Origin of the sequence: Sphingosinithalassobacter tenebrarum (assembly GCF_011057975.1) — a bacterium.
Taxonomy (GTDB): Bacteria; Pseudomonadota; Alphaproteobacteria; order Sphingomonadales; family Sphingomonadaceae; genus Sphingomonas; species Sphingomonas tenebrarum.
In genome coordinates this window covers 3594092-3605878 of record NZ_CP049109.1, presented here as the reverse complement: position 1 = coordinate 3605878, position 11787 = coordinate 3594092, and the positions used below count along the sequence as shown (strand labels likewise).

Here is an 11787-nt window from a genome sequence, read left to right as displayed (position 1 = left end):
CCCGCTTCCGCTGCCGCGGCGGCTTGACTATAGGCTTGTGCGATGACCGATCCGATCACGCGTATCGCCGAGGCGCTGGAACGGCTGGCGCCGCCGCGGCCCGAGCCGGCCGATCCGACGGCCCATCCCGCCTATGTCTGGCGCGGGGGCCTGCTGACCACGGCGCGCGAGTTCGCGCCGCTTCCGCTCGCCATGCTGCGGGGAGTCGAACGCCAGCGCGATACACTGCTCGCCAATATGGAGCGGCTCGCCGCCGGCCATGCCGCACAGGACGTGCTGCTCTGGGGCGCGCGGGGCACCGGCAAGTCGGCGCTGGTCAAGAGCGCGGTCGCCGCCGTTCAGGCCGAAGGCGGCGCGCTTGCGCTGGTCGAGGCGGCGACTGCCGATCTGGAGGGGCTGCCCGATCTTTTCGCATTGCTCGCGCCGGTCGAACGGCATTTCGCCGTCTTCATCGACGATCTCGGATTCGACGCCGCGTCGGATGCCCGCGCGCTGCGCTCGCTGCTCGAAGGCGGCGCGGAGGCGAGGCCGGGCAATACACGACTGTTCGTCACCTCCAATCGCCGCCACCTGATTCCGCGCGACATCGCCGAGCAGGAAAGCGCGATCAATCCGCGCGACAGCATCGACGACAATCTGGCGCTGGCCGATCGGTTCGGACTGAGCCTGGGCTTTCACGCAGTCGATCAGGACACCTATCTCGCCATCATTCGCGGCTATGCCGAGGCGCATGGCCTGACGGTCGAGGATGCCGATGCCGTGCAATGGGCCACCCGGCGGGGCAGCCGTTCGGGCCGGGTTGCCTGGCAATATGTGGTCGAGCTGGCCGGGCGGACGGGAAAATCCCTCGATATCTAGTTGATTCAAGTTAGGTAATATCCTGAATTGCTTGACTTTAGATCGAAATTGGCCGTCATGTGCGCCAATGGCGCGCATCGGCGAACTCGATCTTCCCGCCCGGCTCGCGCCGGCTGTTCCGCAAGTAGCGACGCAGATCGGATTCGGTCTGTTGTGCGCCGCGGCGGCGATCACCTTTCGCGCGGTGGTGGATCTGATCGCCCCGGCTGCCGGCCCCTATGCGCTCGGTTATGTCGCGGTGCTGGTCGCCACGCTGTTCGCGCGATGGCCCGCCGGCGCGATCACGGCGGTCTTCACCATCCTGTACAGCTGGTATTTCATCCTGCCGGTTTTCAACAGCTTCGCTTTCGGCAGCCCGCTCGACGGGCCGCGCACGATCGTCAACGCCAGTGCCTATGCCGCGATCGTGGTGGTGGCGGAGCTGTTTCGCCGGGCCGTGCGCTGGGCGGTTGCCGAGCGTGATCGCGAAGTCGCCGAACGCGACCTGTTCCTCGAGGAATTCGACCATCGCGTGAAGAATAATTTCGCGCTGGTCGCCAGCCTGCTCGATCTGCAGCGGCGCCGCGCCGACGATCCGGCGACCGCCGAGGCCTTGTCGCGGGCGCAGACGCGGATCGAAAGCATCGCGCGGGCGCATCGGCATCTCTACCGCGGCGGCGCCAGCGTCGACGCCGTCGACATGCAGGTCTATCTGCGCGAACTCTGCGCCGCGCTGTCGGAGGCGCTGTTCCTGCGCGCGACGATAACGCTGACTTGCGAAGCCGATCATGTGCGGATGGCGCGCGACAGGGCGGTTTCGATCGGGCTGGTGGTCAACGAACTCGTCACCAACGCCGCCAAGCACGCATTTGTCGGGCGCGATGCCGGCAACATCCAGGTGCGGTTTCGCGCGCATGGGGACGGATGGCTGCTCGAAGTCGCCGATAACGGCATCGGCATTCCCGAGGAGATGCAGATAAAGGGCCGTGAAGGCGGCCTTGGCCAGCGGCTGGTAACGGCCTTTGCCGGTCAGGCGGGCGGCACGCTTTCCACCGAAAGCGATCCGCACGGTACGGTAACGCGGCTGACGCTCGAAGCGTAGCCGCGTTCCGCAAGCGACCGGCCCCGGCGATGCCGGAGCCGGTTTGTCCCATCGATTATTCGCAGGCGAGATCCGAGCGATCGATCTCGCGTCCGGCGACACCGCCGGCAAGCGCGCCAAGGATGGTGCCGACGGTCTTCGATCCGCCCGGCGCGATGATGTTGCCGAGCACGCCGCCGGCGGCGGCGCCGACCAGCGTACCGGTGGTGCCGTCCTCGCGGCGGCAGTAATAGCGGCCCTGAGCGTCGCGATAGATGACGACATCGTCGTTCATCGCGCGCTGATCATAGACGCGTTCGCCGGGGCCGAAGATGTTACCCTGCTGCGTGCAGGCGCCCATCGGCAGGGCTGCGGTGGCAACGAGGGTGGCGGCGATCAGCTTGCGCATGGTTCCGGTTCTCCAGGCTGTGAATGTTCTGTGAGAGGCGGAACGGATTGCGGGGCGATTGTTTCCGTAGCGTTATGCATTCAGCCGAGCGATTCCACCTGTTCGGCGAGTTCGAGCCAGCGCAGTTCGGCGGTTTCCTTGGCTTCGCGCGCCTTTTCGATGGCATCGGTGAGCGCGGCAAATTTTTTCGGATCGCGTGTGTAGAGGTCGGGATCGGCAAGCGCCGTCTCGTCGCGTGCGATCGCCGCGTCCAGCGCCTCGATCTTGCCGGGAAGCAAATCATAGTCGCGCTGATCCTTGTAGCTCAGCTTGGTCGGCTTCTGCTTCGGCGGTTCGGGCGAGGAGGGCACGGATTTGGCCGGCGCCTTCTTCTCCGGGCGCGGCTTGCGCTTGGCTTCCCAGTCGGCATAGCCGCCCGCAATCACATCGACCGTCCCGCTGCCGTCCAGCCCCAGCGTCACCGTGACGGTGCGGTCCAGAAAGTCGCGATCATGGCTGACGATCAGCACCGTGCCGTCATAATCCGAAATCACTTCCTGGAGCAGATCGAGCGTTTCGAGGTCGAGATCGTTGGTCGGCTCGTCGAGCACCAGCAGATTGGAGCGCCGCGCGAATTCACGCGCGAGCAGCAGCCGCGAGCGTTCGCCGCCCGAAAGCGAGCCGACCTTGGCGTCGGCCAGCGAGGGTTCGAACAGAAACTCCTTCAGATAGCCGTGGATATGCTTGCGCGCGCCGAGCACGTCGATCCAGTCGCCGCCGTCCGCCAGCACGTCGCGCACGGTCTTTTCGGGTTCCATCAGGCTGCGCTGCTGATCGATGATCACGCCGTCCAGCGTCTTCGCGCGCTTCACTTCGCCCTGATCGGGCTGCACTTCGCCGGTGAGCAGCTTGAGCAGCGTCGATTTGCCCGCTCCGTTCGCGCCGACGATGCCGATCCGGTCGCCCTTGGTCACGCGGAAGCTGAAATCGCGCAGGATGACGCGGTCGCCATAGCTTTTGGTGACGTGCTTCGCGTCGATCACGATCTTGGTCTGGGCGTCGTCGGTGCCCGTCGCCAGATTGGCGGTACCCTGCGGCCCGAGCATCGCAGCGCGTTGCGCGCGCATTTCCTTGAGCTTCTCCAGCCGCCCCTGGTTGCGGCGGCGGCGACCGGTGACGCCGCGCTGCAGCCAGTGCTCCTCGATCTTGAGCTTCGCGTCGAGCCGCGCGGCGTTGCGCTCCTCTTCGGCATGGACCTGTTCGGTCCAGGCCTCGAACCCGCCGAAGCCGACATCGGCGCGGCGGATCGTGCCGCGATCGAGCCACAGCGTCTGGCGCGTGAGCCGCGTCAGGAAGGTGCGATCGTGGCTGATGACGACGAACGCGCCGCGATAGGAGGACAGCCAGCCTTCGAGCCATTCGATCGCGCCGAGATCGAGATGGTTGGTCGGCTCGTCGAGCAGCAGCACGTCGGGGTCCTGCGCCAGCGCGCGGGCGATCGCGGCGCGGCGCCGTTCGCCGCCGCTCGCAGTGGCGGCTTCGCGCGACAGGTCGATGCCCAGCTGGTCCGCGATCGCTTCGGCCTCGTGCCGCGCGGGGGCATCGTCGCCGTGCAGCACGAAATCGAGCAGCGTTTCGCAGGCCGTCATCCGCGGTTCCTGTTCGAGCAGGATCACGCGCGTCCCCGGCACGATCACGCGCCGGCCCTCGTCCGATTCGATCTGGCCGGCGACCAGGCGGAGCAGAGTCGTCTTGCCCGCGCCGTTGCGGCCGATCAGTGCCAGCCGGTCGCGCGCGCCGATATGCAGGTCGAGGCCGCGAAACAGCCAGCCGGTGCCCTGGTTCAGACCAAGGCCTTCATAAGACAAAATGGGGGCAGCCATGCCGCGCGCGCTATCGCGCCGGCGCCCGCCGCGCAAGTTGCCGGGACGTTACGGGGCCATTCATGGGCTATTCAACGGCCGCCCCCTATGCAATGTCGATGGCAATGGTCTGGAAATCCTGTCTGGCTGCGGGTGTGGCAGTTATCGCGCTGTGGAGCGCGGCGCCCGCTCATGCGCAGGCCAAATATGTGCCGGCCAGCAGCCAGGATGCGCAGAGCCAGGCGGCGGTTCGTCAGCAGAGCGGCCAGAATCTGCCTGCCCGCGAAATCGAACGTCGGATCGTTCCCCGGGTGCGGGGCCAGTATCTCGGATTCGACTATGACCCGGAAACGAACATTTACACGCTCAAATTCCTGCGCGATGATTCGGTCATCTGGGTGGACGTCAATGGCCGCACCGGCCAGGTCGTCCGTCGCTCGGGCGGTTCGCGCTAGAGCAGATACGGGAACACGACATGCGCTTATTGATCGTTGAAGACGAACCCAATCTCGGCCAGCAGCTGCGCAACGCGCTGGAAGGCGCGGGCTATGCGGTCGATCTCGCCACCGACGGCGAGGAAGGTCATTTCCTCGGCTCGACCGAGGAATATGATGCGGTGGTGCTCGATCTCGGCCTGCCCGAAGTCGACGGGCTGACGGTGCTCGATCGCTGGCGCAAGGAAGGCAAGACGACTCCGGTCCTCGTCCTCACCGCGCGCGACAGCTGGTCGGACAAGGTCGCCGGGCTCGATGCCGGCGCCGACGATTATGTCGCCAAGCCGTTCCAGACCGAGGAACTGATCGCGCGGCTTCGCGCGCTGATCCGCCGCGCTTCGGGCAATGCCTCGGCCGAACTGATGGCGGGCGACATTCGCCTCGACACGCGTTCGGGCAAGGTGACCAAGTCGGGCGAGCCGGTGAAGCTCACCGCGCAGGAATACAAGCTGCTCAGCTACCTGCTTCATCACAAGGGCAAGGTGGTCAGCCGTACCGAATTGATCGAGCATATCTACGATCAGGATTTCGATCGCGATTCGAACACCATCGAAGTGTTCGTGACGCGCATCCGAAAGAAGCTCGGCGCCGAGACGATCACCACCATTCGCGGGCTGGGCTACAGCCTCGAGGAACCCGCCGAAGCCGCATCGTGACAACGGCCTGACAGGAGCCGTTCGCGCCGTGGCCGAATCCGAGCCATCCCCTCAACAGCAGCCGCGATCCTATCTGCGGGTGACCGGATCGGTCAGCCGCCGGATGATCTTCGTCGCGGCGGCGTGGATCCTGGTGCTGCTGACCGGCGGCGGCATCGCCCTCGATCGCGTGCTGACATCGGCGTTCACGAAGAATTTCGACGATCAGCTCGAATTCCTGCTCTATTCGATCATCGCCTCGGCCGAATTCAGCCCCGACGGACGGCTGATGCTAAGCCGCGAGCCCGCCGACCAGCGGTTTCTCGAACCGTTTTCGGGCGCCTATTATCAGATCAGCAGCGATCAGACCGGCGTCTATTATCCCAGCCGTTCACTGTGGGACTGGCGGCTCGCGACCGACGAGAGCCATAATGACAGTGCGATGCACATCTACGACAGCAGGCAGTTCGATCAGGACCTGCGCGTTGCCGAACGCGATCTGACACTGCCCGGATCGCCGATTCGATGGCGCTTTCAGGTCACCCAGCCGCGGGCGACGCTCGATGCGCAGCTCGCCCAGCTGCGGCGGACCTTGGTGCGCAGCTTTCTCGTGCTCGGCCTCGGGCTGATGCTGATGGTGGCGCTGCAGACCTGGTACGGCCTCAGTCCGCTGCGCAAGGTGCGCGCCGAACTGGCGAAGATGCGCGCGGGGCATTCCACGCGCATCGAAGGGCCGATGCCCGCCGAAGTCGCGCCGATGGTCGAGGAGCTCAACGCGCTGGTTGAGCATAACGACAAGCAGGCCGAGGAAGCGCGGATGCATGCGGGCAATCTCGCCCATGCGCTGAAAACGCCGCTCAGCGTCATCATGAACGCCGCCGCTGCCGGGCAGCCCGATCTCGCCGATGCCGTGATCCGCGAGGCGCGCACGATGCGGCGTCAGATCGACCATCATCTCGCCCGCGCCCGCGCGGTCGGCCGCCGCGGCAGCGCGCACAGCCGAGCGGAAATCTGGCCGGCGATCGAGGCGGTCGAGCGCGCCGTCGCGCGCCTCTATCCCAATGTCCGCATCGATATCGACGGGCAGAAGGATCTGGTCGCGCATATCGAGCGACAGGATCTCGACGACCTGCTCGGCAATCTTGTCGAAAACGCCGCGAAATATGGCGGCGGCAGCGTGTTCATCACGGCGACCGCCCAGGCGGGGTTTGCCGAAATCCTGGTCGAGGACGACGGCACCGGCATTCCCGAGGCGGATCGCATCCGCATCTTCGATCGCGGCGTCCGGCTCGACAGCGGCAAGCCGGGCACGGGCCTCGGCCTCGCCATCGTGCGCGACGTTGTGGAGATTTACGACGGCACGATCACGCTTGAGGAAAGCGAGGATCTGGGCGGGCTGCTGATCCGGCTGCGGCTGCCGCTCGCCTATTGAGCGGCAGGTTCCGATGTGCGTGCGCGCATCGCATCGGCCGCGATCGCGAAGCTGCGCTTGCGTGCCTCGTGATCGTGGATCGAACTGACGAACATCAGTTCGTCCGCGCCGGTGCGCTCGACAAAGGCGGCGATGTCGCGCGCCACCGTTTCCGGGCCGCCGGTCGCCGAACAGGCGAGCACCGAATCGAGCACGGCATTTTCCTGACGCCCCAGCGTGTCGCGATAGCCTGGCACGGGCGGGGGAAGCTGGATGCCCTTGCCGGTAGTGCGGATCGCGACGAACATCTGCTGCGCCGATGTGGCGAGCAGTTCGGCGTCTTCGTCGGTTTCGGCGGCGAAGACATTGTAGCCGAGCATCAGATGCGGTTTTTCCAGCACCGGCGACGGGCGGAAATTGCGGCGATAGGTCTCGATCGCCTCGTCCATCATCGCCGGCGCGAAATGCGAGGCGAAGGCATAGGGCAGGCCGAGCGCGGCGGCGAGCTGCGCTCCGAACAGGCTCGATCCCAGGATCCACATTTCCGGTTTCGCACCGGCGCCGGGGATCGCCTGGATCCCGGTTTCGCCGTCATCGGCGAAATAGCTCTGCAGCTCCATCACGTCGCGCGGGAATGCCTGCGGATCGCTGTCGAGCGTGCGGCGCAGCGCGCGGGCGACCTGCTGGTCCGATCCCGGTGCGCGGCCGAGGCCCAGATCGATGCGTCCCGGATAGAGCGCGTCGAGCGTGCCGAATTGCTCGGCGATCACCAGCGGCGCGTGATTGGGCAGCATGATGCCGCCCGCACCGATGCGGATGGTGCGCGTCGCCTGCCCGACATGGCCGATGACGAGCGACGTGGCGGCGCTGGCGATTCCCGCCATGCCGTGATGTTCGGCCACCCAGTATCGGGTATAGCCGGTCGCTTCGGCATGGACGGCAAGGTCGGCGGCGCGATCCAGCGCGTCGCGGATGGTCCCGCCCTGCAGAACGGGGACGAGGTCGAGCATCGCATAATCGGTCATGCCCCGTCAGATGGGGAGCCGATCACGCCGCCGCCACTCCTGTCGCTGGAAGGATCGCTCCGCGCGTCAGAAGGAAATGTTGAAGCGGACCGCGCCGCCGACATCGTCGGGCATTGCCGCGATATTGCCCGGATCGCGCCGCCAGAACAGGTTGGCGCCCCAGTCGCCGCCGAAGAACCGCGCCGAATAGCTGGCTTCGACATCGATCTCGCGCCCTTCCGGCGCCAGGTTGACGCGCTGATGCGACCAGGCATTGACGCTCTCGCTGGCATAGTCCCAGCCCGCGGGAAGCGTCAGGTCGAGTCCGCCGTCGCGCACGCGCAGCGGCTGGGACACGCGCAGCCCGAGCTGGTCGCCGCGCCCGAACACGCCGCGCTTGCCGATGTCGGCGGCGAAGCCGTCGGTGCGGATCGCGCCGCTGCCGATGATGCCGCCGCGCAGCCGCGCCTGCGTCCACCCCTGCCGCCACGAAGCGCCGAAGGTGAAACCGTCGCCGAGCGACTGGCGCGCCGCCAGGTCGAGGAACCAGCTGTCGGCGCCCGCCGCGCCCAGCGCGCCGCCGAACCGCGCCCCGAGCACGCTGTCTTCCTCGTGCAGCCGCGATCCGGTGACGCCGATCCGCAGTCCGCCGAACCGCCGGTCGAGCGCCACAGTCATGCGGTCATAGGCAAGCCGTTCGCGGCGCCGCAGCAGATCGGGCTCGGTCGCAAGCGCGCGGGTGCGCACATCGCCATATTCGGCCGCCACACTCAGTCCCCAGGAACCGATCCGGTGGCGCAGCGCGACTGCGGTGCCGCTGTCGCTTTCGAAGCCCGATCCGGTCGCCGGATCGCCTGCGATCAGGAATGCGGGCTCGGCGCGCCCGGCCAGCCGCGCGGTAAGCGCGCCGCCGCTTTCCGACGCGCCCAGCGCATATTGCAGGTCGCTGCCCAGCCGGCCGGTCACCGAAGCGGCGAGCAGGCGCGCGCGTTCGGCATCGTCGCTGCCGATGGCGAGCCGATCGATCCGCACGCCTTCGCGTCCCGGCGCGATGCGTACCGCAACGCCGATATCGCCGATGCCGAGGGCATAGCTGCGCTGCCGCCCCGCGATCGCACCGGTCAGCCGCTTGCCCGGCGCGGCGCGGCGGATGGTATTGGCGAAATCCATCGCGAAGGCGCGATCGAACCCGTCGAGCACGACCATGCCGAGCCCGGACTGGCGCGCATCGCCCATCGGCGCGGAAAGCGTGGCATTGACCCTGTTCGAAGCCACAGCCTGCGTTCCGGCGACGAAAGTCTGTCCGACGGGCTGAAATGCGCGGGTCAGATCGAGCACGCCGCGACCATAGATCGCGTCGATACCCGGATCGCCCGCGTCGCGCGCCGTGGTGAAAAGCAGCTGGACGATTTCGCCCGGGGTCATGTTGGGAAAGGCCTGGGCGAGTAGCGCGACGGCGCCGCTGATCTGCGGCGCGGAAAAGGACGTGCCCGACCAGAGAAAGGGCGTGTTTTCCTGATCGGGCGCGCGCACCCGCTCGCCGACCGCGGTCAGATAGAAATTCTGGCCGGTCCCCGCGCGATTGCTGAAACCGGAAATCTGGTCATTCCCGTCCACCGAACCGGCGATGATGATCAGGCCGTGTGATTGCGCCGCGTTCGTTGCCGGCGCCGTAAAGGGATCGGGATTCGCTTCGCCGTCATTGCCTGCCGACATGACGATGATCACCCCGGCTGCCGTCGCGCGCGTCACGGCGTCGATCAGCGCGCTGCTCGGCGCATTGCCGCCCAGCGAGATATTGACGACGCGCGCACCGGCATTGGTGGCGATGTCCAGCCCCTGCGCGATGTCGCGATCATCGAAGCTGCAGCCGCTGTCCTCGTCGTCGGGATCATAGGTGGCGCAGCTGCCCGGTGAATCGGCGCGCAGCACGACCAGCTGCGAATCGAATGCCACGCCATGCGTGCCCGCGCCGTTGCGCCGCCCCGCCAGCGCGAACGCCACTGCCGTACCGTGCCCGCCTTCATCGTCGATCGTGCCGTTGCCGCCGACATCGGCAGAGATCGAGCTGATCCGGCAGCTTCCCGTGCCGGTGCCGCGCGAGCAATCGCCGAACTCCTCGCTCTGCAGGTCAATGCCGCTGTCGATGATGCCGATGCGGATTCCGCTGCCGGTGGCGCCGTCCTGATAGGCGACGAGCGCGTTCATCGACACCGGCCCCGCGCTCGCGCGATATTCGGCGGTGTCGTAATCGGTCGGCGACGGGCTGGGCGAAGGTGAGGGTGAAGGCGAAGGCGTCGGAGACGGCGCCGGGGAAGGCGGCGTCGGCAGCGTGGGCGTGGAGCTGCTCCCGCCACCGCCGCTGCAGGCGGCGACCAGCATCGCGCCGCAAAGCCCCGTCGTGCGGATCAGTCGCGAGTGCCAAACCGAAGCCATTCTCATTCTCCCATGCTCCTTTCGCTTCCTGATGCCCGCGAACCGGTTACGCTTTTCATATCAGGCAAATCGCGCAGGCGCGCCTTTTTCCCGCACGGCCGTTGCGGGCGTTCGCCCCAGCGCCTAGAGCGCGCGGCGATGCACGCCGCGCTTGCCCATGTCCGCAACTGGATCTTCGATCTCGACAACACGCTCTATCCGGCGAGCGCGGGGCTGTTCGCGCTGGTGGACAAGCGGATCGGCGACTATGTCGCGCGGCTGCTCGACCTCGACCCGGTCGAGGCGCGGCGCGTGCAGAAACATTATTTCTACAATCATGGCACCACGCTGAACGGCCTGATGGCCGAGCACGATGTCGACCCGCATGATTTCTACAACGACGTGCACGACATCGAGCTCGACGCGCTCGAACACGATCATTCGCTGGTCGGCGCGATCGCGCGGCTGCCCGGACGCAAGCTGATCTTCACCAATGCCGATGTGCCCTATGCCGAGCGCGTGCTCGAACGGCTGGGGCTTTCCGGCGCATTCGAGGCGATCCACGACGTCCATGCGACCGACTATCGCCCCAAGCCCGACCCGGTTGCCTATCGCGGGCTGTGCAGCGCCTATGACCTCGATCCCGGCCAGTCGCTGTTCGTCGAGGATCTTGCCCGCAATCTCAAACCCGCCAAGGAAATCGGCATGACGACCGTATGGGTCGACAATGGATCGGAGCAGCCGCCGAACTGCACCGACCGCAGCTATGTCGATTACACGGTGCCCGATATCGCGGCGTGGCTGCACGCCATCATGGAGGAACAAGCGTGACCGATCTTTCCGCCACCATCGACGCTGCCTGGGAAGCGCGCGCCGATATCGGCCCGTCGACCGAAGGCGAAGTGCGCGAGGCCGTCGCCGAAGCGCTCAACCTGCTCGACAGCGGTGCCGCGCGCGTCGCCGAACCGACCGACAGCGGCTGGCAGGTCAATCAGTGGCTGAAGAAAGCGGTGCTGCTCAGCTTCCGCCTCAACGACAATGTCGTGATGCCCGGCCCGGGCGGCGCCAACTGGTTCGACAAGGTGCCGAGCAAGTTTCACGGCTGGGGCGAAGACGCGTTCCGCAAGGCGGGCTTTCGCGCGGTGCCCGGCAGCATCGTCCGCCACGGCAGCCATATCGGCAAGGGCGCGGTGCTGATGCCCAGCTTCGTCAATATCGGCGCCTATGTCGGTGAAGGCACGATGGTCGACACCTGGGCGACGGTGGGCAGCTGCGCGCAGATCGGCAGGAATGTCCACCTTTCGGGCGGTGCCGGCATCGGCGGTGTGCTCGAGCCGCTTCAGGCCGATCCCGTCATCATCGGCGACGGCGCGTTCATCGGCGCGCGTTCCGAAGTGGCCGAGGGCGTTCGTGTCGGTGAGGGTGCGGTGCTTTCGATGGGCGTCTATCTGGGCGCCTCGACCAAGATCGTCGATCGCGCGACCGGCGAAGTCTTCCGCGGCGAAGTGCCGCCCTATGCGGTGGTGGTTCCCGGCACGATGGGTGGCGGCGAAGGGAAGCCGAGCCTCTATTGCGCGGTGATCGTCAAGCGGGTCGATGAACAGACGCGCAGCAAGACGAGCATCAACGAGTTGCTGCGGGACTGATTTTGGTTCCCGCA

11 protein-coding genes are annotated in these 11787 nt (G+C 66.7%); 7 read left to right on the top strand and 4 right to left on the bottom strand.

Annotation, left to right across the window (positions count from 1 at the left end; translation table 11 throughout):
• The first annotated feature begins 42 nt into the window (after positions 1 to 42).
• Positions 43 to 858: an ATP-binding protein gene (locus G5C33_RS17905; protein WP_165328392.1), complete on the top strand. Its 816-nt coding sequence runs from the start codon at positions 43 to 45 to the stop codon at positions 856 to 858.
• A gap of 67 nt (positions 859 to 925) precedes the next feature.
• A complete protein-coding gene (locus tag G5C33_RS17900; RefSeq protein ID WP_165328391.1) occupies positions 926 to 1939 on the top strand; it encodes a sensor histidine kinase in 1014 nt (337 codons plus the stop codon).
• A 55-nt stretch (positions 1940 to 1994) separates the two neighbouring features.
• Here the strand turns inward: G5C33_RS17900 and G5C33_RS17895 are convergent, their stop codons facing one another.
• Both G5C33_RS17895 and G5C33_RS17890 read right to left on the bottom strand, forming a co-directional pair.
• On the bottom strand, positions 1995 to 2327 hold the full coding sequence (locus tag G5C33_RS17895; protein WP_165328390.1) for a glycine zipper 2TM domain-containing protein: 333 nt from the start codon (positions 2325 to 2327) through the stop codon (positions 1995 to 1997).
• Positions 2328 to 2407: 80 nt separating this feature from the next.
• On the bottom strand, positions 2408 to 4189 hold the full coding sequence (locus tag G5C33_RS17890; RefSeq protein WP_165328389.1) for an ABC-F family ATP-binding cassette domain-containing protein: 1782 nt from the start codon (positions 4187 to 4189) through the stop codon (positions 2408 to 2410).
• Positions 4190 to 4251: 62 nt separating this feature from the next.
• On the opposite strand from G5C33_RS17890, the gene G5C33_RS17885 reads away from it, so the two are divergent.
• From G5C33_RS17885 to G5C33_RS17875, 3 genes are all read left to right on the top strand, one after another.
• Positions 4252 to 4623 (top strand): hypothetical protein, encoded by a 372-nt coding sequence (locus G5C33_RS17885; RefSeq protein ID WP_228275124.1) that lies wholly within the window; start codon positions 4252 to 4254, stop codon positions 4621 to 4623.
• Positions 4624 to 4643: 20 nt separating this feature from the next.
• On the top strand, positions 4644 to 5318 hold the full coding sequence (locus G5C33_RS17880; protein WP_165328388.1) for a response regulator: 675 nt from the start codon (positions 4644 to 4646) through the stop codon (positions 5316 to 5318).
• A 103-nt stretch (positions 5319 to 5421) separates the two neighbouring features.
• Entirely contained in the window at positions 5422 to 6729 is a 1308-nt protein-coding gene (locus tag G5C33_RS17875; RefSeq protein WP_165328932.1) for a sensor histidine kinase, read from the top strand.
• Here the strand turns inward: G5C33_RS17875 and G5C33_RS17870 are convergent.
• Positions 6723 to 7733 carry an LLM class flavin-dependent oxidoreductase gene (locus G5C33_RS17870; RefSeq protein WP_165328387.1) on the bottom strand — a complete coding sequence of 337 codons (1011 nt, stop codon included), beginning with the start codon at positions 7731 to 7733 and terminating at the stop codon, positions 6723 to 6725. The two genes, G5C33_RS17875 and G5C33_RS17870, sit on opposite strands and share 7 nt — an antisense overlap.
• 66 nt (positions 7734 to 7799) lie before the next feature.
• Complete coding sequence (locus G5C33_RS17865) at positions 7800 to 10154, bottom strand: S8 family peptidase (RefSeq protein ID WP_228275123.1); 2355 nt, start codon at positions 10152 to 10154, stop codon at positions 7800 to 7802.
• 132 nt (positions 10155 to 10286) lie between these two features.
• Between G5C33_RS17865 and G5C33_RS17860 the strand changes: the two genes are divergently transcribed.
• Together G5C33_RS17860 and dapD are read left to right on the top strand one after the other, a co-directional pair.
• On the top strand, positions 10287 to 10958 hold the full coding sequence (locus G5C33_RS17860; protein WP_165328386.1) for a pyrimidine 5'-nucleotidase: 672 nt from the start codon (positions 10287 to 10289) through the stop codon (positions 10956 to 10958).
• Positions 10955 to 11773: a 2,3,4,5-tetrahydropyridine-2,6-dicarboxylate N-succinyltransferase gene (dapD, locus tag G5C33_RS17855; protein WP_165328385.1), complete on the top strand. Its 819-nt coding sequence runs from the start codon at positions 10955 to 10957 to the stop codon at positions 11771 to 11773. Before G5C33_RS17860 ends, dapD begins: the two co-directional genes overlap by 4 nt.
• Positions 11774 to 11787 lie beyond the last annotated feature (14 nt).